16 protein-coding genes and 3 pseudogenes are annotated in these 22,564 nt (G+C 42.7%); 14 read left to right on the top strand and 5 right to left on the bottom strand.

Features of this window, described 5'->3' with window-relative positions; translation table 11 throughout:
* Window position 1: 1 nt before the first annotated feature.
* Both BACFIN_RS02560 and BACFIN_RS02565 read right to left on the bottom strand, forming a co-directional pair.
* Entirely contained in the window at window positions 2-1,132 is a 1,131-nt protein-coding gene (locus tag BACFIN_RS02560) for a retron St85 family RNA-directed DNA polymerase (protein ID WP_007757362.1), read from the bottom strand.
* 205 nt (window positions 1,133-1,337) lie between these two features.
* Window positions 1,338-3,545, bottom strand: a complete 2,208-nt coding sequence (locus BACFIN_RS02565) for a DUF5686 family protein (RefSeq protein WP_007757361.1) — start codon at window positions 3,543-3,545, stop codon at window positions 1,338-1,340.
* 538 nt (window positions 3,546-4,083) lie between these two features.
* Here BACFIN_RS02565 and BACFIN_RS02570 point away from each other — a divergent pair.
* The 4 genes and pseudogenes from BACFIN_RS02570 to BACFIN_RS22050 form a co-directional block, all read left to right on the top strand.
* The gene (locus BACFIN_RS02570; RefSeq protein ID WP_007757359.1) at window positions 4,084-6,273 is read left to right on the top strand and encodes a glutamine synthetase III family protein; all 2,190 of its coding nucleotides are present in this window, start codon (window positions 4,084-4,086) and stop codon (window positions 6,271-6,273) included.
* A 116-nt stretch (window positions 6,274-6,389) separates the two neighbouring features.
* On the top strand, window positions 6,390-7,091 hold the full coding sequence (locus tag BACFIN_RS02575; RefSeq protein ID WP_007757358.1) for a Crp/Fnr family transcriptional regulator: 702 nt from the start codon (window positions 6,390-6,392) through the stop codon (window positions 7,089-7,091).
* Window positions 7,092-7,124: 33 nt separating this feature from the next.
* A pseudogene (locus BACFIN_RS23515) lies at window positions 7,125-7,277 on the top strand (RNA polymerase sigma-70 factor); the annotation flags it as partial.
* A pseudogene (locus BACFIN_RS22050) lies at window positions 7,264-7,613 on the top strand (thioredoxin family protein); the annotation flags it as partial. The pseudogenes BACFIN_RS23515 and BACFIN_RS22050, both read left to right, overlap by 14 nt.
* 135 nt (window positions 7,614-7,748) lie before the next feature.
* On the opposite strand, the gene trxB reads toward BACFIN_RS22050, so the two are convergent.
* The 3 genes from trxB to BACFIN_RS02600 are packed head-to-tail and all read right to left on the bottom strand — an operon-like array spanning window position 7,749 to window position 11,898.
* Window positions 7,749-8,699, bottom strand: a complete 951-nt coding sequence (trxB, locus tag BACFIN_RS02590; protein ID WP_007757353.1) for a thioredoxin-disulfide reductase — start codon at window positions 8,697-8,699, stop codon at window positions 7,749-7,751.
* Between the two features lie 39 nt (window positions 8,700-8,738).
* Complete coding sequence (locus tag BACFIN_RS02595; protein ID WP_007757351.1) at window positions 8,739-9,386, bottom strand: LolA-like putative outer membrane lipoprotein chaperone; 648 nt, start codon at window positions 9,384-9,386, stop codon at window positions 8,739-8,741.
* A 19-nt stretch (window positions 9,387-9,405) separates the two neighbouring features.
* Window positions 9,406-11,898 (bottom strand): DNA translocase FtsK, encoded by a 2,493-nt coding sequence (locus tag BACFIN_RS02600; RefSeq protein ID WP_007757349.1) that lies wholly within the window; start codon window positions 11,896-11,898, stop codon window positions 9,406-9,408.
* A 125-nt stretch (window positions 11,899-12,023) separates the two neighbouring features.
* Here BACFIN_RS02600 and BACFIN_RS02605 point away from each other — a divergent pair, with 125 nt between their 5' ends.
* The 10 genes and pseudogenes from BACFIN_RS02605 to BACFIN_RS02645 all read left to right on the top strand — a co-directional run bounded on the left by BACFIN_RS02605 (window position 12,024) and on the right by BACFIN_RS02645 (window position 22,523).
* Window positions 12,024-12,668, top strand: coding sequence for a DUF5063 domain-containing protein (locus BACFIN_RS02605; protein WP_032839917.1), 645 nt, complete (start codon window positions 12,024-12,026; stop codon window positions 12,666-12,668).
* 13 nt (window positions 12,669-12,681) lie between these two features.
* Window positions 12,682-13,326, top strand: coding sequence for a 3'-5' exonuclease (locus BACFIN_RS02610; protein WP_007757345.1), 645 nt, complete (start codon window positions 12,682-12,684; stop codon window positions 13,324-13,326).
* A 6-nt stretch (window positions 13,327-13,332) separates the two neighbouring features.
* Window positions 13,333-14,512, top strand: a pseudogene (locus BACFIN_RS21020) (class I SAM-dependent rRNA methyltransferase).
* A 379-nt stretch (window positions 14,513-14,891) separates the two neighbouring features.
* Window positions 14,892-15,356, top strand: a complete 465-nt coding sequence (locus tag BACFIN_RS02620; RefSeq protein WP_007757342.1) for a hypothetical protein — start codon at window positions 14,892-14,894, stop codon at window positions 15,354-15,356.
* Between the two features lie 113 nt (window positions 15,357-15,469).
* Complete coding sequence (locus BACFIN_RS21300) at window positions 15,470-16,078, top strand: site-specific integrase (RefSeq protein WP_007757339.1); 609 nt, start codon at window positions 15,470-15,472, stop codon at window positions 16,076-16,078.
* Window positions 16,079-16,372: 294 nt separating this feature from the next.
* A complete protein-coding gene (locus BACFIN_RS02625) occupies window positions 16,373-16,969 on the top strand; it encodes a DUF3575 domain-containing protein (RefSeq protein WP_007757338.1) in 597 nt (198 codons plus the stop codon).
* A gap of 38 nt (window positions 16,970-17,007) precedes the next feature.
* Window positions 17,008-18,456, top strand: a complete 1,449-nt coding sequence (locus BACFIN_RS02630; RefSeq protein ID WP_007757335.1) for a hypothetical protein — start codon at window positions 17,008-17,010, stop codon at window positions 18,454-18,456.
* Window positions 18,457-18,551: 95 nt separating this feature from the next.
* Window positions 18,552-20,081 (top strand): Mfa1 family fimbria major subunit, encoded by a 1,530-nt coding sequence (locus BACFIN_RS02635; protein ID WP_007757333.1) that lies wholly within the window; start codon window positions 18,552-18,554, stop codon window positions 20,079-20,081.
* Window positions 20,082-20,224: 143 nt separating this feature from the next.
* Window positions 20,225-21,193, top strand: a complete 969-nt coding sequence (locus BACFIN_RS02640) for a FimB/Mfa2 family fimbrial subunit (protein WP_007757331.1) — start codon at window positions 20,225-20,227, stop codon at window positions 21,191-21,193.
* Between the two features lie 76 nt (window positions 21,194-21,269).
* Complete coding sequence (locus BACFIN_RS02645) at window positions 21,270-22,523, top strand: hypothetical protein (RefSeq protein ID WP_007757329.1); 1,254 nt, start codon at window positions 21,270-21,272, stop codon at window positions 22,521-22,523.
* Window positions 22,524-22,564: the final 41 nt, after the last annotated feature.

Here is a 22,564-nt window from a genome sequence, read left to right as displayed (position 1 = left end):
ATTAATACCCTTTCTCCAAACATTTCAAACGGTTAATAGAATCGGACACATACGCATTGTCCGGTTCTATTGACCGCCAATAACAAAGTTCTCCAATCAGCCGTTTCAGATAAACAGGATCACTCGAGCCAATCCGGCGCTGATGTTCCGCCAAGCCTTTCGTCAGGATGAAATAGACATTCTTCCGGATCTCTCTCTTTCTGGCTTTAGGGATTGTCAGTTTCGCACCGGAAGAGACAGATACTCCTGTAATAATCTTCCTGCCATACTCATTGATAAAACTGGTCTTCTTATGATTCGGTTCGAATTTCTCATCACGGATGATCTGTTTGATCCGGGGAATGATTTGTTCTTTGGGGAACACATCTCCCGAAAAAGTCAGGTCGTCGGCATAGCGGGTATAAGTCAGTCCGTATTCCACTGCCAGTGCCGCCAATTTCTTGTCCATCTCATACCCCACGATATTGCTTAACGCCGGACTTGTAGGCGCTCCCTGCGGCAAGTGCCTGTACAAGCAGCACAACACTCCCAATACTTTAGACACATTTTCCGGATAACCAATCTTCTCAAATGTCTTTTTCACCCTCCGGCTCCGTATCGAAAAGAAAAAATCATGAATATCCATTTTCAAGACACACCGTTTTCCCAGATGGGGACTGGCATTATCAACCACAGAATGACCGCTCCGGAAACCTACTGCCGCCGGATGAATCATTGTCACAGATGATAATATTCGAGAATTAATAGTGGTTTGAATAGATTGTAATTCTTTGTCAGGAGCAGAAATCATCCGATAACCTCCCTTTCTTTTTCTCATCCAGAACTCCCGGTAATGTTCGGAAACATCCCGTAGAATTTCCTTCAACTGTGCCGTTTCCACTCCCAACAAGTTGGCACACCAGACAACAGCCGATTCATCAAACCTTTGAACATACTGCACTCTCGGAACAGTTTCTCCCAAAGCATGCCTAAGCCAGGCTCCGTGCTCCCATTTTACCTTAGTAGTCTTTTCTTCCTTACCACTGCTTGTTGCTTTCCATCTTTTATACCCCTCCTGTTTCCTGCTTGAGGAAATCATCTTATAAACCAGAAAAGCGGTGATAACAATGATCGTTATTAAAATTCCGTCCATTTTGTATATGCATATAAAAAAGAGAGAAGAGAGGATGAGTTATTTACTAAAATAAATTTAGGTATTTATACCTTAGAATTTATTTTCTAGGAAAATACCTGTGCTTATGAAGCGACTACACCTCTTTGATGCTAAATTCTGCCCTCATCCTCTCTTATACAAAGATAACTAAAATCTTTCGATAAAACAACCGGAACGAAGAAAACTATCGGTTGAACAACTCAAACGTGAACTTACAGCCTATTCCCCCGAATTTCCAGTTTTCGCTGCTCACAAAAACTCCCACGTCAAAAATATGCGTACCGATGCCATATCCCACTTCCAGATAAGGTTGAAGGTGCGGCATAGAGAGGGCACTGATATAAATACGTTCATTCTGCACATAACGGGTGTACTTCATCAGATGCCGGAGAATAAGGAACGGAGCTTCGTAGGTGAAATGCCCCCGTACATAACGGCGGGAGGAGTTATACCAACGTGAGTCAAGCACCTGAAACACTCCACCGATTTCATCATTCCAGCCCACCGGAAGGTTATGGCGGGAGAAATTGACAAAGTCCACAAAATACAACTCATCCTGATTGGTGAATGCTCCGAATCCGAAACGATAATAAATGTTACGCATCAATCCCATCCGGATTTGATGTTGAAGGTCGAATTCTATTCTTTCATATTCGCCCGTACTCTTGAATACGCCTTTGATTCCCCGTTCATAATCAACCGAGAAAGTAGGATACAATGAACGCAGATTTATCTTCCGTTTCCCGTTCATATAATAATAGAGTCCCGGTGTCCATTCCACCCGGACACGAGGGGCGAAACTTATATAAGTATTCTTGAATTTGTCCATAAACTCCGGAGGAGGCATCGGATAATCACCGGTTATCACAAAACGTGAAGGTTCTACGGCAGTTCTCTTATGGGCAGAGAAACCGACACTGACATCCAATCCATTGACAACCTCGACTGTATGGCGGAAATTGAAATACAAGTCCTTGAAATAATCAAGATGAATCAAGTTGAAATTGAATATACTGTCCGGCATGGCTTTCAGTTCATCCAGCACCTTACTGCTATAAATTCGGTTACCATTCCCCACATTCAAGCGGACAAATCCCCGTTTCTGCGGCCAATACTCAAAATCTGCGTTCAATGACCAATAAAACTCCTTGCGTGTGAAATTATATCCGAGTTTAGGAACAATACGGAGCAGTTTATCTCCCCTAAAAAGACGGTTATAACGAAAATCCTGCCGATATGACAAGCCATTGCTTCCACTATAACTGAACAATAGAGGATTAATGAATGGAGAAAAACGTACACTTCCGATATTAGCCAGGTTGAATTTATAGTCCTCTACCATCAAGTCACCCATCGTTCCCCAGAAAGCCTGACTTTTGGATGGCTTATGCGTTGTCGCCGTGTCACGCCTGAGCAGGTAATCACGGTAGAGTTTCTTCTCACTCTCACTCAATGGAATAGGACGCATGACAGCAAAGGTCGAAGCATCTGTCTTGTAAGCATTCGTATCACACTGCAAGGAGAATGATTCCGACAAGTTATACTTTTTCTTTTCTTTCTTGCGTACTTTCTTTTCTTTCAGTTCAATCGATTTATAATTCAAAGAAGCGGTATAATTGCCATCTACCCTATTTCCGAGAAACTTGAAAAGTGCCTCCACATTGTAACGGACCGGCAAAAATTCATCTTTCTTACCCACCTCTCCCATCTTAATCCAACATGTAAATGTTATCAGCTCCGACCGTCCCGAAAAACGTATTTCCCGGACACTCCAGACATTACTGCTGACAATCATATAGCCGCCGACCAACTGATCGCTTTTTGTCCGAGGGATAAAGCGTATCCGGTAATCGAGATTATTGGGATCTCCCATCACACTATCTATCTGATATTTATAATATTTCTGTCCGTTCTTGGCAAGCGGCGACAGTAACCGTTCATCATTCAGCAGCGAAGACGAATAGATATTGACACTGAAATATTCAAGCAAACCCGGCAGTCCTCTGTTTCCCCGCACAGTACCTTGATAAGCTTTTACTTTTTGATCGTAAATATTAGGAGCCGTATAATGAAGATCACTGTAAGTTTCGAGCAAATATTCGCGTACACCTTTCTGCAGACGGAACATAGAGGGCACATAGCGAAGAATAAAATTCTTTTTCTGGATATCCATCTTACCTTTTATATATAGGCTGGCACGATAATCACTGACGATCGTTTCATACAGAGGGGCAAAGGTCATGACACGCTCTATGATGGAATCGGCGGAGATCTCCTGACGCGTATACGGATTCATTACATAATCGTGAGCCGTTCCTTTTGAAGTAAAAAAGAACAACCCCAATATGCATACTATCAATATTTTATATCTCAATCGTCGTATCTCCTTCATTAACGGAGACAAATATAAAAAAGAATATCGAAAAGCAAGAAGAGTTAGACACTAAAAAGAGTTATCAAAAGAAAACCTTCACATGGCATAAATACATAACTGTACGGAAATAAACAGATTTGTGTCCGAACAGCTCATATTTTCTATACTCCCTCTTGCTTTTTACTGATTAATTTCGTATCTTTAGTGGTTTCCATCCTTTCAGATATAGATGGTCACCTTGCATAATGACTAATGTCACGTTATAAGCAGACTAATGTCACGTTACAATGTGACATTGGTCACCATGTAAGGGGACCACTACTCGGGTGCATAAACTATTATAGTTTTCTGCACTGCAATTTCAAATTCCCTGCACAGAATAACCTTAAAGACTACGAATCATCACCGGACGAATCAAACTAAAGGAGTACAATCCTAAGAAGGGGGTATACGTCCAAAAACATATCTATTTTCAAAAATACCCCCTTTAAAATAGGGGTGCTTTCAGAAAAAACATATATTTTTGCACCATCAACCGATAAAAAGAAGACCATTTATGTCTAAAATGAGATTTTTTGCATTACAAGAACTTTCCAACCGGAAACCTTTGGAAGTGACTGCCCCTTCCAACAAACTCTCTGATTATTATGGCAGCCATGTGTTCGATCGCAAAAAGATGCAGGAGTATCTTCCCAAAGAAGCCTATAAAGCTGTCATCGATGCCATCGAAAAAGGTACACCTATCAGCCGCGAAGTGGCAGACCTCGTTGCCAACGGCATGAACAGCTGGGCAAAGTCACTCAACGTCACACACTACACGCACTGGTTCCAACCTTTGACGGACGGAACAGCCGAAAAGCATGACGGCTTTATCGAATTCGGAGAAGACGGTGGAGTAATTGAACGTTTTTCGGGAAAATTGCTGATCCAACAAGAACCCGATGCTTCCTCTTTCCCTAACGGTGGTATCCGCAATACTTTCGAGGCACGCGGTTACACAGCATGGGATGTTTCTTCACCTGCGTTCGTAGTAGATACGACTCTCTGTATCCCGACCATCTTCATCTCTTATACAGGAGAGGCGCTGGACTACAAGACTCCGCTACTGAAAGCACTAGCCGCTGTAGATAAAGCTGCAACGGAAGTCTGCCAGTTATTCGACAAGAATATTACACGTGTATATACGAATCTGGGATGGGAACAGGAATATTTCCTTGTGGACTCTTCCTTATATAATGCACGCCCCGATCTTTGCCTGACAGGACGGACTCTGATGGGACATTCTTCCGCCAAAGACCAACAGCTGGAAGACCATTACTTCGGTTCTATTCCTCCACGTGTCACTGCCTTTATGAAGGAACTCGAAATTGAATGCCATAAACTGGGGATTCCCGCCAAAACCCGTCACAACGAAGTAGCTCCCAATCAATTCGAGTTGGCTCCTATCTTCGAAAACTGTAATCTGGCGAACGACCACAACCAGCTCGTCATGGATTTGATGAAACGAATCGCCCGCAAACATCACTTCAACGTACTTCTACACGAAAAACCTTATAACGGGGTCAATGGTTCCGGCAAGCATAACAACTGGTCTCTTTGTACCGACACAGGTATCAACCTGTTTGCTCCGGGAAAGAATCCGAAAGGGAATATGTTATTCCTGACTTTCCTCGTCAACGTATTGATGATGGTCTATAAGAACCAGAACCTGCTGCGCGCCTCCATCATGAGTGCCAGCAACAGCCACCGTCTGGGGGCCAACGAAGCTCCTCCCGCCATCCTGTCCTGCTTTTTGGGTTCGCAACTCTCCGCCACTCTCGATGAAATTGTCCGCCAAGTAGGAAACGATAAAATGACACCGGAAGAAAAGACTACACTGAAACTGGGTATCGGACGTATTCCTGAGATTTTGCTCGATACAACCGACCGCAACCGTACTTCTCCTTTCGCTTTCACCGGAAACCGCTTCGAATTCCGCGCCGCAGGTTCGTCTTCCAACTGCGCTGCCGCAATGATAGCGATCAACGCTGCCATGGCAAATCAATTGAACGAGTTCCGTGCATCGGTAGAGAAACTGATGGAAGAAGGAGTTGGAAAAGATGAAGCCATTTTCCGGTTGCTGAAAGAAACAATCATCGCTTCCGAACCAATCCGTTTCGAAGGCGACGGTTACTCCGAAGAATGGAAACAGGAAGCCGCGCGACGCGGACTGACCAATATTTGCCACGTTCCGGAAGCATTGATGCATTACGTCGACAATCAGTCTAAATCGGTGCTTATCGGCGAACGCATCTTTAACGAAACCGAATTGAACAGCCGTCTAGAGGTGGAACTGGAAAAATATACTATGAAGGTTCAGATTGAAGGCCGCGTATTGGGTGACCTTGCTATCAACCACATTGTACCGACCGCGGTTGCCTATCAGAACCGTTTGCTTGAAAACCTTCGCGGACTGAAAGAAATATTCCCGGCTGAAGAATACGAAGTATTGAGTGCCGACCGCAAAGAACTGATCCGTGAGATTTCACACCGGGTGACTTCCATTAAAGTATTGGTTCGCGAAATGACTGAGGCACGAAAAGTTGCCAACCATATGGACAACTACAAAGATAGAGCCTTTGCATACGAAGAAAAGGTACGCCCATATCTTGACCAGATTCGCGACCACATCGATCACTTGGAGATGGAAGTGGACGATGAAATATGGCCATTGCCTAAATACAGGGAACTGTTATTTACCAAATAAAACGTCCGTAAGATTGCACGAAAGCTCTCACTTTTGTGCAATCTTTTTATAGATTCGTTTATTTTTTCATTTTTTATTTCTACTTTTGTGCTGTATAACACAGTTTTGTAGCACTCATGGTAAAAATGAATATGTCAGACATCGATATTTCGGAACCGTTATCCGATATGTTAGCTCCTCTAAACAATGAACAAAAGGAGTTTCTGATGAATAATTATACGATTCAAACCTACAAAAAAAATGAAACCATTTACTGTGAAGGAGAAACGCCATCGCATCTAATGTGTCTTATCAATGGTAAAGTCAAAATCTTCAAAGATGGTGTAGGAGGTAGAAGTCAGATTATTCGTATGATTAAGCCACACGAATATTTTGCATATCGTGCTTATTTTGCCAAAGAGGATTTTGTTACTGCCGCAGCAGCTTTCGAACCTTCTGTTGTTTGCTTGATTCCCATGGGTGCCATCATGGCTTTAGTTGCCCAAAACAATGACTTGGCCATGTTCTTTATCCGCCAGCTTTCCATTGATCTCGGCATTTCTGACGAACGAACCGTCAGCCTGACACAAAAACACATTCGAGGACGTTTAGCCGAATCTCTGATCTTCTTGAAAGAAAGTTATGGACTGGAAGAAGACGGCTCTACCCTAAGTATTTACTTATCACGTGAGGATCTGGCAAATCTGTCGAATATGACCACTTCGAATGCCATCCGCACACTGTCACAATTCGCTACGGAACGGCTGATTACAATCGATGGAAGAAAGATCAAAATCATCGAAGAAGAAAAGTTAAAGAAAATAAGCAAGATTGGGTAAAAGTGTTCCTACACCAATCACTCCACCCTAAAAGTGAACATACATATAGAAAATATAATTGCAGACATAAAACGTAGCAACAAACAGGCTTTCAAAAAGCTATTTGATGACTACCACCCTATTCTTTGTGTTTTCTCCAACCATTATATCGAAGACAAAGAAGTTTGCAAAGATATTGCACAAGATGTATTTCCAGCCGTTCGATCTAGCTCCTATCCCGGAAAATGAATCGAAAGTGATAGAAATAAAAGTAGAAGACGGCAAGCTGACTCCCATCACCCGTCAGTTCTTCATCGACCACATTTTCGACTTCCGCAAATGGAAAAAATGGCGGAGCAATACAAAAGGAAAGTGATGTTCTACAAAGTGAATGCAGACAAAGAAAAGGATTTATGCAATCACTTTGGTGTACAGGCATTGCCTACTTTATTCTTCATACCTGCAGGCGGCAAACCGATTATTGAAGTCGGAGCTACTCCGGAGAAGTACGTACAAATCATCGAAGAACAACTACTGAAATAGAAAGATAAAATAATTGCAAGTACTTTTAGTACGAATACTTCATAATGACTGCCCCCTAAAAGTTTTTTATTCAACTTTTAGGGGGCAGTTCAAATAAGTTTTAAGTTCCGTCTTTTCCTCTAATGCAACAAACTATCAAATCTTTCCTATCGAAGAAAGATAACGCTCCGCCTCAATAGCAGCCTTGCAGCCACTTCCCGCAGCAGTAATAGCCTGGCGGTAATGCGGATCGGCAACATCTCCTGCAGCAAATACTCCCGGCACTTTCGTACGTGGGCTATCTCCATCCGTAATAATGTAACCTACTTCATCCGTATCGATATAGTCTTTGAATATATCCGAGTTCGGTTTATGACCGATAGCCAGGAAGAAACCATCGATAGGCAGGCTGTAACGTTCTTCATCAGGTTCGCCCCAACGTTTTACAAGGTTCACCCCTTCTACTCCGTTATCACCATACAAACCAACAGCGTTGTGTTCAAAAAGCACTTCAATCTTCTCGTGATTCATCACACGCTCCTGCATAATCTTTGATGCACGCAGGAAAGGTTTGCGGACAATCAGATATACTTTAGATGCCAGACCGGCAAGATAAACAGCCTCTTCACAAGCTGTATCACCACCGCCGACAACAGCCACGATTTTCTTACGATAAAAGAAACCGTCACAAGTGGCACAAGCGCTGACACCCATTCCGGCATATTTCTTTTCATCCTCCAACCCCAGATATTTAGCAGTAGCTCCAGTAGCGATAATCAATGCTTCCGTTTCTATTTCTTTCTCACCGTCAATCGTAATCTTATAAGGCGCTTTGCTTAAGTCTGCCGCAGTCGCAATGCCAAAACGGACATCGGCTCCAAAACGGCTGGCCTGAGCACGTAGATCTTCCATCAATTGCGGACCGCTGATTCCTTCCGGATAACCGGGAAAGTTCTCTACGTCCGTAGTCGTTGTCAACTGACCGCCGGGTTGCAACCCTTCATAAAGCACCGGACATAAGTTTGCACGTCCTGCATAAATCGCTGCCGTGTATCCGGCAGGTCCTGAACCAATAATCAGGCATTTAACTTTTTCTATTTCTGCCATTTTATTATACCTTTATCGTTTTATTTAATCAAAAACATTTTATCTCAAATCTATAATTTCCGCACTCGGATATTGCTTTCTGTCAAAAGTGAAAAGAGTATCCGCATACTTCTGTCCGGTCTGATACCCCGTAACGGTAATCGCGTTACGTGTCGGATGCGCACGTTGCTGAAGCAATATATATAAAGGCTCGTATCCCTCTTTCGTCACATAAAGAGTAATGCGTTCCAAATCCTGTGCCTTGTCTTTGGCCGTCAACACCACTTCCCAAATGGCTTTGCCACGAAAAGTTTTCATTGTTCCCAGCTTATAAGAGAATCCCTTCTGATACATATAAAGAAATGTATAAGGATTGATTTGCTGCAACTCTTCCTGAGTCGGGTTGCTAACATTCACTTCATCATTCTTCGCTACATAACTCCACTGCGTTTTCCCATCAAACCAGGTTACAATATCGGTTGTTTTCAATACGAATTTCTCTCCTTTCAATTGGATCGTTCCATGCTCGACACCTTCTATCAGACCATCCGTTATAACCTTTACCGTAAAATCAGCCTTCACTCCTCCTGCTTTCCGAAAAGCCTCAGCAGTTTTATCCAGAATACTCTTAGCCTGCGACTGCTGTTGTTGAGCAATCACAGGCAATGACAGTAAAGCTATTAAAACACTAAAAATGTACTTTTTCATTTGATTTATAAACGAACTGTTACTGCAAATTGTTCAAACGCATTTCAAGGTCATTATCATCAATACACAAGACGTCACGCGCCTTGCTGCCTTGCGTAGGGCCCACGATACCTGCTTTCTCCAACTGATCCATAATACGGCCTGCACGATTGTATCCGATAGCAAATTTACGTTGGATTAACGAAGTAGAACCTTGCTGATGAATAACGACTAATCGGGCGGCATCTTCAAACAAAGGATCAAGACGCCCCATATCAATATCCCCTACCTCATTACCACCATCCTCACTCACATATTCAGGCAAAAAGAACGGAGTAGGATAACCTTGCTGACGGGCAATGAACTTCGTTATTTCTTCCACTTCCGGCGTGTCAATAAAAGCGCACTGCACACGTACCGGATCAGCTCCCTGTAAGAAAAGCATATCTCCCTTACCAATCAACCGGTTCGCGCCCGGACGGTCAAGGATAGTACGTGAGTCCATCATAGCAGATACACGGAAAGCGATACGTGCCGGGAAATTGGCCTTAATCGTACCCGTAATAATATTCGTAGTCGGACGCTGTGTAGCGATAATCATGTGAATGCCGACAGCACGTGCCAACTGTGCGATTCGCGCAATCGGAAGTTCCACTTCCTTACCTGCCGTCATGATCAAATCACCGAACTCGTCAATCACAACTACGATATACGGCATAAACTTATGTCCCTTTTCCGGATTCAGGCGGCGATTGATAAACTTTTCGTTATACTCTCTGATATTACGCACATGAGCCATCTTCAGAAGGTCGTAACGAGTATCCATTTCCACACAAACCGAATTCAAAGTTTGTACCACTTTAGTTACATCCGTAATAATCGGTTCACCTCCATCCGGAAGTTTAGCCAGAAAATGATTCTCAATTACCGAGTAGATACTAAATTCCACTTTCTTCGGATCGACCAGCACAAACTTCAGTTCGGCAGGATGTTTCTTATATAATAAGGAAGTGATAATCGCATTCAGCCCCACAGACTTACCCTGACCGGTCGCACCTGCCACCAACACGTGCGGCATTTTACAAAGGTCGAACATAAAGACTTCATTCGTAATAGTCTTACCCAATACGATAGGCAAATCATATTTAGACTCCTGAAACTTCTTACTTCCGATCACACTTTGACCGGAAACAATTTTCGGATTCTTGTTCGGCACTTCAATACCGATAGTTCCCTTACCCGGTATCGGAGCAATAATACGAATACCATCGGCAGATAGGCTCAATGCAATGTCATCTTCCAATCCGCGAATCTTGGAGATACGAACTCCCTGTTCCGGAGTAATCTCGTACAGCGTCACCGTAGGACCAACCGTCGCTTTAATGGTGCTAATCTCAATTCCGAAACTACGTAATGTATTGATAATACGATCTTTATTCGCATTCTGTTCGTCCATATCAATCGTAGGATCATCATTCTCAAAATGTTTCATCAAGTCGATCGTAGGAAAGCGATAGTTTTCCAAATCCTTAGTCGGGTTGTAAGGTTCCAGTTCAGGGCCCTGGTATTCCTCTTCTGTAACTGCCGGTTCCACTTCAAATCCGGGTTCTTCTTCATCTTCGGTATCCTTATGTATCGACGAAACCGAATCAGAAACAGTCGGCTCAAATACCATCGTTACTCCTTCACTCTCATCTGCCGGAGAAGAAGGCTCATCCGGTTCTGCGTGCTCTGTAGGAAACTCTTCCTCTTCTTCGGACTGAACATCCACCACAGCCGCCGGAGGAGGAGTCTGCTTATAAGTCCGTTTCAAATTGAATTCTACTTCCTGAGGTTGAGAAGTAGTAAATTCCGGATTATCTTCGCCTGCCGGAATCGTCTCAACTTCTTCTTTCTTTTTACGTTTCAGGAAACTCAAAGCAAAAAGTTTGCGCAACCAGATAATCGTGCGCGCACTGATATATATAAAGAAGCAGATAGCTGTTATCAACAGAATCATCCACACACCGGGCACACCTACCTGAGAAATCAGCCAACGGCTGACATTGTATCCGTGCATTCCCCCCAGATAGATGAAAGAATCCTGATAATGCTCCATAAAAGCAAATCCAAAGAAAACGGAGAACCAGACCAACAACAAGGTACATCCGATAAACCATTTCCACAGTCGTACGACACGTACACGCATCAACTTCAATCCTGCCACAGCCAAAAAGACAAGGATAAAGAAAGAAGAAATTCCAAAACAGTCGTTGATCAGATAACTGGCCAACTGTGCTCCGCGTGAACCAGCATAGTTCTTCACATGATTATCAACGACCGACAAATCTGCCGGATTTCCACTGTCGATAATACTCTGGTCGGCCGCTCCCGTAAAAAAGAAAGAGGAAAAAGCCAAAAGTAAATAAACAGAAAAGATAACCAACATCAGTCCAATCACAAAATGGACAGTCTCATTCTTGAATATTGCAATAATTTTGCTAGGGGAAGAGGGAGTACGTTCCGTCTCCTTATCTAATTTCTTCTTTGCCATGAGTCTTTTTATTCTTTTTATAAAACCGGGATCATAATCTAAGCTGCAAAAATAATAAAAAAATAACGAGCGCTACGCTCATTCAATCCTTTTTCTTACCTTTGCGTTTCAAATCAATGCTGATTATGGAAAAAGAAAGCCAAACGATATTTGATAAGAATGTAATAGAGTTCGTAACGGTAGCCGCTGAATTTTGCGCATTCCTCGAACGTGCCGAACGCATGAAGCGTAGCGATTTCGTTGACACATCCCTTAAAATACTTCCCCTACTCTATCTCAAAGCATCTATGCTCCCCAAATGTGAGACTATCGGAGAGGAAGTGCTCGAAACGTATGTAACGGAGGAAATCTATGAGATTCTACGTATCAACCTTGCGGAATTGATGGGTGACAAGGATGACTATCTGGATGTATTCGTACAAGATATGGTTTATAGCGACCAGCCGATCAAGAAGTCCATTTCGGAAGATCTGGCGGATATCTATCAGGATATCAAAGACTTTATCTTTGTTTTCCAATTGGGGTTGAACGAAACGATGAACGATTCATTGGCTATCTGCCAGGAAAACTTCGGAATGTTATGGGGACAGAAATTGGTCAACACGTTACGCGCATTGCACGACGTAAAGTACAGCCAACAGGACGAAGAGGACAATGAAGAAGGATTTTACGAACCAAGTGACGACGGTAACTGTTGCGAAGACGATGAGTGCCATTGCCACGATAACGATTGCCACTGTCACGAAAACGGCTGTCATTGTCACCAATGATGAATAAATAAAAATGATTGTAAGAAGAACTATAAATAAAGATGAAGTAAAGGAGCTCCCAAAAACGGTTTTTCCGGGACGGATTTATGTCATCCAATCGGAAACGGAAACGGAAAAAGCAGTGGCTTATCTGCAATCCCGGTCTGTGATAGGTATTGACAGCGAAACGCGCCCTTCCTTTACAAAGGGACAATCACATAAAGTGGCACTCCTTCAGATTTCGTCGGAAGAATGTTGTTTCCTGTTTCGCCTCAACATGACCGGACTGACCCGACCGTTAGTCGATTTATTAGAGAATCCGGACGTGATAAAAGTCGGTCTCTCACTAAAGGATGACTTTATGATGTTGCACAAACGTGCTCCTTTCAACCAGCAAAATTGCATCGAATTGCAGGATTACGTACGCCAGTTCGGCATCCAGGATAAAAGTCTGCAAAAGATTTATGCAATCCTGTTCAAGGAGAAGATTTCCAAGTCACAACGCTTGTCTAATTGGGAAGCTGATGTGCTGAGCGACGGCCAAAAGCAATATGCCGCTACCGACGCATGGGCCTGCCTCAACATATACAACTTATTGCAGGAACTGAAGCAAACGGGCAATTATGAAATTGCTCCCGAAGAGAAGAAAGAAGAACATTTAATTGAATCAGATAAATAAAATATCATGCATAAAGTATACCTCAAACCCGGCAAAGAAGAGTCTCTCAAAAGATTTCACCCCTGGATTTTCTCAGGTGCTATCTCCCGTTTTGACGGAGAGCCTGAAGAAGGTGAAGTAGTAGAAGTATACACCTCAAAAAAAAGAATTTATAGCCGAAGGACACTTCCAAATCGGAAGTATCGCTGTACGTGTGCTTTCTTTTCAACAGGAACCTATCAATCACGATTTCTGGAAGCGTAAGCTGGAAATAGCATACGATATGCGCCGCAGTATCGGTATCGCCACGAATCCGGCCAATAATACCTATCGTCTGGTACACGGTGAAGGAGACAATCTTCCCGGATTGGTTATCGATGTCTATGCCAAGACTGCCGTTATGCAGGCACATTCGGCAGGAATGCACGTAGACCGTATGGTTATTGCCGAAGCTTTGTCCGAAGTGATGGGAGATCAGATTGAAAATATCTATTATAAATCAGAAACAACCCTTCCTTTTAAAGCAGACCTTTTCCCAGAGAACGGTTTTCTGAAAGGAGGAAGCAACGATAATATCGCACAAGAATATGGCTTGAAATTCCATGTAGACTGGCTGAAAGGTCAGAAGACCGGTTTTTTTGTAGACCAACGTGAGAACCGTTCTTTATTGGAACGGTACGCCAAAGGCCGTTCGGTACTTAATATGTTCTGTTATACCGGTGGCTTCTCGTTCTACGCCATGCGTGGAGGTGCCAAACTCGTTCATTCTGTTGACAGTTCCGCTAAAGCGATCGACCTGACAAATAAGAATGTCGAATTGAATTTTCCCGGCGATCTCCGTCATGAAGCTTTTGCCGAAGACGCTTTCAAGTATCTTGACCGTATGGGCGATCAGTATGATTTAATCATTCTTGATCCTCCTGCTTTCGCCAAACATAAAGATGCGTTACGAAATGCACTGCAAGGTTATCGGAAACTGAATGCCAAAGCTTTCGAGAAAATCAAGCCGGGCGGCATTCTGTTTACTTTCTCCTGCTCGCAAGTAGTCAGCAAGGATAATTTCCGTACAGCCGTGTTTACAGCCGCAGCTATGTCAGGACGTAGTGTACGCATTTTGCATCAACTGACCCAACCTGCCGACCATCCGGTAAACATTTATCATCCTGAAGGAGAATATCTGAAAGGGCTGGTACTCTATGTAGAATAACCGAATCCATGTAATCTGTGGTGAAACAGCAAGCAATAGCAGAAAAAAGAAAGCTTCAAAGTTAATTAGAGTTAATAAACAGAAGTTTTATAGCAAAACATTATGTTGTATAACATAAAACCACTTATCTTTGCACTGTGTTTTTCATGGTATTAGATTTAAGGTTAACAAAGATTGGCTGTCTGGGATAGATAGCCTTTTTTTATGCCCATATATAAAGAGGAAAGATTAGCATTCTGATTATCAAATAATTAATTAAAGGTAGTAGAACGGATAAATAGCCGAAATAAACAAAAATAGCGGGTAACCTCTATTCTTATGTAGGCTGTTATGTAGGCAAAAAATTGGTCTACATGAGTACACGTAAAACCTAATTAAAATGTATTCAATCAACATTAAAGGAAAAGTGACCTCAAAAGACAAAAAACTGGTGAAACAGGAAATGATCTTCTTCCAAACAGGCTACAACAGAGTTTCTAAAGTGCTAAATATCACCGGTCCCATCAAAGACTGGGACAATGCGTCACAATCATTTATTTCCAAATCAAGCGATGCTATCAAAAAGAACAAGATGTTGCTTGATCTGAAATTAAAGTATCAGAAGATTGCGGAAGAATGGGAAGAGGAAGGACGTAAATGGAGTCCGGCCGAATTGGCACTTAGTCTTGATAAAAAGAAAGGGAAGGAAATGAAAGAGGAAGACCGTTCTCTGTCCGTTTCCCAGATGATTGATTATTTGATTAAAAAATTCTCTGAAAAGAAAAATGACAAGATTGCGAAAAGCCTGGCGAGTGTAAAGGACTATAAAATCATAAAGAAGGCTTTGGAAGAATTCACACAATAGAAATACAATAAACCATCATCCGTGTTTTATTTCAGTGACATAACAAAACAGTTCCTCTTGGATTTTGTTCTATATACACAAAAAAAGGGATTGCCAATGGTAATAAAGCAGGCTTGAACCAGAAGTTGCGTAAACTGAGAGCCATAGCCAACTATGCCAAAGGGCTGAATATGCACGGTGCTGATCCGGAAATATTCGACTGTGTAGAGGATAAGATGAAATGGCACAAGTTTGAACCGAGAACTGTTTCCAAGAGAGTGATACAGTTAATTGAGAATGTGGATAGAAGCTTGCTTACACCTAAAGAGGAATTTTGCTTGGATTTATTTCTTTTCAGTTATTACGCAGGAGGTATGGTCAATGTGGATGTCTGCCATTTGACGTACAATATGATTCAAGGAAACCAGGTTATCTATGAACGGATGAAATTCCCGAAAATTGGAAAACCCTTGTTGATAGAGAAATCAAAACAAATTATTGAGAAACATGAAGGTCAAGGCATTGACAACTATGTATTCCCCGTATTCACAAAAAAACATACCACGGAGGCCAAAATGCGTAATAGAGTCATTCAAATCTCTAATAGAGTCAGCAAGACGTTGACTAAAGTTTGCAATATCCTGGATATAAAAGAGAATATAACTTGGTATTCCGCACGAGATACATTTATCTCCCGTATGGTAGATGCCGGTTGTTCTCCAGCTGTTACGGCAGAAAAATGAGTTCACGCTGTTCTTTTGGGTACAAGGCGAGCATAACCATTTTTCAATCTGAACTATTATGCCGGTTTTGAGGATGATGCGGACATGGGGATAAGAATGATAACTTCTTTTCGAATTTATGATAATATTAAAAAGAATATCTGTCTGGCTACCTTGTATAAACAAAAAGACTGTTTTACATAATTCTATGTCTAATGTATATAATAAAAATACGATTGCTCATTTTTAATTTTGCAGCATCATAATTAACATCATAAAACAAGTATTTTTATCTCAAAAACAATCAGCGACAATATGAAAAAAATATGCTTTTTTTTCTTTCTGCTGTTCAGCTTGCAGTCTTTCTCACAGAAGGTTGTGCTAAAAAACAACCTTGTCTATGATGCCCTGCTGACACCCAATCTTTCTGTAGAGTTTTCTCTGGGGAAGAAATGGACCTTGGATACCCAAATCGGTATGAATTTCTTTTTTTATGAAAATGATGCCACGGCAAACGGTTACAAAACAAAGAAATGGAGTCACTGGCTTGTACAGCCGGAGATAAGATATTGGACCTGTGAAACATTCAATGGCTGGTTTCTTGGCCTTCATGCCCATGGAGGGCAGATGAATGTGGGAGGCATAAATATTCCTTTTATTATTCAAAACCACTCCAAAGAAATGAAAGATTACCGTTATGAGGGGTATTTTTACGGTGGGGGTATTAGTACGGGCTACCACTGGATACTGTCCAGCAGATTCAGTGTAGAGGCATCCTTAGGACTGGGCTATGCGCGTGTTAAATATGACAGGTTCAGATGTACTTCTTGTGGGAAAAAGGATGGTAAGGGGAAAGCTGATTATCTGGGACCTACAAAGCTTGCCGTTTCGATTATCTATATAATTAAATAAATGATGCTTTGCATATATAAACATTAAAAACAGAATCAATGAAACCAATACAATATTATATAGGAATACTCTCTGTGCTGGGATATGTATACTGTTTGCCGGTGGTAGGACAGGTGGAGGATAAGGTTGTCAGAAAGGGGAATCCTCGTTTGGAATATACAGATGTGAAAACTGGACGTAGCCCGGAAGGGAAAATGTTTACCGTTTCTTTCAATATAGTAGAATCTATCAATCGGTTGAGGACACAGGAAATTGTTTATATCTATCCTTCTCTGGTATCTTCTGACGGCAATATCAGGACTGCTTTCTCGCCTTTGTGTATTTCCGGAAAGAAAAGATACAAAGTTGTTGCCCGTAAGGAAAGACTGGGTGGTAACCCGGGTACATTACTTCCTGTGAAGGATATTCGCAGTTCCAAAGATTTGAGGGAACCTGGAATCTCCGTCAAGGAAGCATTGCCTTTTGAACGTTGGATGGCTTCCGGCCATCTCTTTCTTCGTGAAGAGGTGTATGGATGTGCCGAGTGCGGTAAAGGTGTGAGCCAGTTGAATATACCGGTAACCGGGATAGACCTTTTTGGCCCGGAAGACTATAAATACATTTTTTATACTCCGGAAAAGGTGGAGATAAAATGTTATGAAGAAGAATTTGACTGTAAGGTCACTTTCAAATCCGCACAGCATGGACTTCTTCTTGGATTTGGTAAAAATCAGGAAGAATTAGCCCGTCTGGATGATTTTGTATCCAAAGGGCTTCGGATCAAAGGGGCTAGGCTTCGTGAGGTACATATCATGGGATACGCTTCTCCGGAAGGTGAGTTTAGCTATAATAAACATTTGGCGGAACGTCGTACTCATACGCTTTCTTATTATGTACTGAGTAAGTACCCGCAGCTCAAGAAAGCCTCCATATACGAAATAGAAGGGGTGGGTGAAGACTGGAAAGGCTTGGAAAATATTATAAATGTATCTTCTTTGGCATATAAGGATGAAATTTTATCCGCTATTAAGAGGCATCATACGGATGTGGCCCGTGAAGCGGCTATACGCTCTTTAGATGAGGGAAAGGTTTATGCGGAGTTGCTTTCCACAGTTTATCCCACTTTGCGCCGTACCGTTTTTCACATGGGATTTGATGTTCGTTCCTATACGGATGACGAATTGGAGGAAATGTTTATTACCGTTCCCGGATGCCTGAGCCAGTATGAGATGTGTAGGTTGGCGCAACAGTATGTCGAACAGGGAAAAAATCCGGTAAACATATACAAGAAGGCTTATGAACAGTTTGCACTTGATCCGCTGGCGGCACTCAACTATGCCAATGCGCTTTTAAAGTATGAAAAGGATGCGGATAAGGCTCTGATGATATTGGACACAGTAAAGAGTGACAGCCGTTCTGTTTATCCTATGGCAATTGCCCATAGTATGAAAGGAGACTGGCGGAAGGCGGAGGAATTACTGGAAAAAGACATGGAGTCCCGGGAATGAAAACTTCTGGACTTTCCATGACAGGATTAACGGATAAATAGCAAGCATTTAATGTATTAATAATTAAATTATTTATTTACTAAACAGTTTAAGTTATGAAAGCAAACAATTTATTTTTAGCGGGAGTTGCAGCCTTAAGTCTGGGCATGACAGCTTGTAATAATGAGGATGTCCCTCAGGTAAACAATCCGGGCGAGGGAACAACATTTGCAGGAATGTATATTTCCTCTATGAAGGATGTCTCAACCAGAGCGGTGAATGACAAACAGGAAGATTATGGAGGAAGAACGGAAGAGAGTAAGCTTACGGAATTACAGCTTCTCTCAAATGTCCTGCCTCAAACATGGACGTTAGGAACGGCAGCTGATGAAACAGGCAAGTTTTGGGAAACGCAAACAGCCGGTACATTCAAGGTTGCTCCATGGAAGACGAATCCCGGTCCTCAATCCATGGCGCTGTTGTTTAACAAGGGGACCCTTTCCGCCGATATTGCAACAGCCCCGGACAAGACGCATGGCAGTACAGCTACCGCAGTAAAAGATATTGCCGCTCTTGCCACAGACAACAAGTTTGTCATGACTTCGAAAGCCGAGCAGAAAACCATTGCTCCCGGCATCACCGAGAACGCAGCCAAAACGGGTACAAGTGAGGCTCAAAATGTATTCTCCTTTGATGTGGAGCGTGTCGTGGCACAAGGACTGGTCGCGAAGGATGCTGCATTGAAAGAAACAACCGCGGATGGAAAAGGAAAGGTTGATCTTACCGACATCACGTATACTGCCATCAACGGTGCCACAAAGACATATCTTTTCCGTAACCATGCGGGAAAGCGTACAATTGGAGATGCCGACGGCCTTTACGAGGGCTTTGCATCAGCCATTGATGGATATACCGATTTTGAGATGGCCAAAGAACCGGAAGGTTCAGCTAAAGAAAATTTAATCCGTTTGGGGAATCTTCTGTCAAAAGACAATCCACAGCAGGATGATCTTGGTATGTATGCTGCTAAAAATGCTGCAGCAAGCGCCTCTGAAGCTAAAACAGGAGCAGGCATTTATTTTCTGGAAAATTCCGTAAAAAAGGATGCATTCACTGCTAAAAACAAGAATTTCGGTTACTACCGTCTGCCCTATGCCAAGGTCTATACCACTTATACTCCGAATGAAGTATGGAAACTTGAAGACGGCAAATTGGTCAAAGAGACTAATTTTCAAAAAGGGACAACATTTTTCCGGGGGGAAAAAGACGGTCTTATCTATGCTAGCAAGGAAGCCGCAAAGAAAAGCCAGTTAAATCCGGATCAAGGAGCTTATACTTACATGAACGGAAAATGTGCATACCGTGCGTTGTGGAACCGTCAGACTGTTACAGCTGATGGAAAATCGATTGTGAACGCTGACACACGCCGTAACAACACCTATCTGTTGACAATCAAGGCTTTCCAAGGATTGGGCATGCCATGGGATCCTTCCGATCCAAAAGATCCATATCTGCCGAAACCGACAGATCCTATTGAACCGACAAATCCAGAAAATCCGGATATCGAGAAAGAAGAAACCTATATGCGTGTCGAGGCTAAAGTGCTCCAATGGAACCTCGTTTCACGTGATGTCGTTTTGGAGTAATTTTAATATTAGATTGCTGATAAATTCAGCCTGCAATTTCTTACATAGCTGTGAGAGGGAAGAGGAATTTTTCCTCTTCTTTCTCCAATCAACAAACAGTTTGGTTTCAAACTGTTAAATAACCCCAACATAAACTATATCAAATGAGAATCAGAAGTGTACATTACATCGCATTTATCATGTTGCTGGTTTACTGTCTTATAGGATGTAATTCTGCGGTATTTGATAACTTGGGTGGTTGTCCGCAAGGTGTTTATTTCCAGTTCTATAGACAGACCCCTTGCGAACAATTTCCTGGATATCCGTCAGATATCAGAGAAGTCCGGGTATTTGTCTTTGATGATGATGATCTGCTGGTGGGCGAATTTTCTGACAAGAAGGCAGTCCTTTCGGCAGATTATTCTTTGTCCGCCACATTGCGGCATACGGGGAAACTCACGTTTGTCGCATGGGGTGGCAGTGACCTGGAGGCCTATGATTTTTCAGATTTTCAGGAAGGCGTTACTACCAGACAGGAAATGCAGGTGTCACTGCGGTTGAAAAACGGACGGATTTCCTCAGCCCCCGGGCCTCTGTATGTCGGTCTCGCCTCCATATCACTGGAGAACCGGAAGGATATGGGAAGCGTGTATGAACGGGTGGCTTTCAATATGCAGGAATTGACATACCGGGTACACTTCACAATCAGTTCCATAGGTTCCCCTTTCCCCATAGACGAGGAATTCATCATCAGGATAGAAGATGACAACGGTGTGTATGATTTCAACGGCCGGATCGCCCTTTGTGAACGTTTTGAATACGCGACCGAAGCCATACATGACGCTGAAGGGGCATTGAAAGCGGATTTCACGCTGATGAAACTGGAAGAGGGAAGAAATGCGTTCGTATCTCTGATTGACAAGACAACCGGGGAGATTCTTTATACCGCTAATCTGGTTGATGACATCCTCATGTTCCGGGGAGATGCGGGCGAACCGCCGTATAGCCTGGAATGTGACCATGATTTTCCCATAACCCTGAAACTCAAGTACGAAAAGGAAACATGGATGCTGATACAAGCGACCGTTCTGGATTGGAATGTCGTTTCCCGCCCCATAGAATTGGAAAACTGATAATCAGACAGATTTTAAAACTAATGATTCGTGTAATATTAGAAAGGAATTGGTATTATTATAAAAATGATAGATAATGAAATACGGAATTGTGATAAAGCTGTTGATGGTGGCCTGTGTATCAATTGTACAATTGACCGGATGTTCGTCTGATACGGAAGAGTTAGAAAAGTCAGTTTCGGGTATTCCCATCCGGATTGTGGCGGAAATGAATGGAGGAACCGGTATTTCTCAGATGACAAAGGCGTCTGTACGTTCATCCGGAGAGTGGAAAGAGAACTATATCGGTGCAGAGGAATATGAGAAAACTGTTAAACATGTTCTTCTCTTCGCTTTTAAGAATATGGAGAGCTCTCCGGAAAAAGTTATTTTCTATTATTCCCAAGGAACAACCAACCCGTTGGCGGGTATAACCGGCATTGAGCATTTTGAGATGAGAGAGATGGGTAGAGTGAATACAGGCGAATCCAATATAGCCTTGGACCTGGAGTTGATGGGAGGCGATTATAATTTTGTTTTGTTGGTTAATTGTGAATCCGGATTGGAAAAAATCAGGAATGGACATACAATTCCTGATCCGAAGCAATTAATGGAAAAGACCGAAATTTTCACATCTGACGATCTGAAAGGAGAAAACCGGAAGTATCTTCCCATGACTGGGCAGTGTAACTTCCATGTTCCGGATAATGTAGTTAGTAATAATAGGATTACCCTTTCTCCCTGCATACTTCTGGAACGTATGCATGCCCGTATTGAGTTCATACTTACAACAGTTGATGACAGGGGGAATTATCTGTCTCCTTTGTTACCTCTTTCCAAAGTGACAAAACTCTCTCTGAATAATGAGGTCAGCGGTTATTCTGTCCTGCCTTCCGCCGGGGAATATACGGCAACTGGTGGGGGTAATCCGGATATGAGAGGAGTAGATTATGCGGGGACTCCCCTATTATTACCGGAAAGAGCCAGTTTCCATGACGGTGCCAACGAGGGGTCCGGAGAATCCGCTTTTGTGACCAAATGCAAAGAAAGACTGCTTCCATATATGGGTAAGACACCTAGCTACATCTATGTGGCTCCGGGAGTCTACGGGAAAGGGAAAGAGGGGGCGCTGACCTTGGTCTTATCCGTCGATTATCGGATGGGAACCCCCGATAAGCCGTATAGGATCGAACTCTATAATCCGGATCTTTCCGAGAATGATAAGGGTTATTACAACATCCGGCGTAATACGGTTTACCGTGTCTTCGCCACACTGAAAGGACCCGGAAATATGGAATATGACATAGTTGTGGACGAATGGGAGGATACGGAGGTGGCTATCCCCTGGTAACTAAGGTATGGTCAGTCATGCCATCACGAAGAAAAACAGTT

It is taken from the genome of Bacteroides finegoldii DSM 17565 (assembly GCF_000156195.1).
Taxonomy (GTDB): Bacteria; Bacteroidota; Bacteroidia; order Bacteroidales; family Bacteroidaceae; genus Bacteroides; species Bacteroides finegoldii.
Note: the sequence above shows the minus strand (reverse complement) of the source record. Positions and strands in the feature narration are given on the sequence as shown.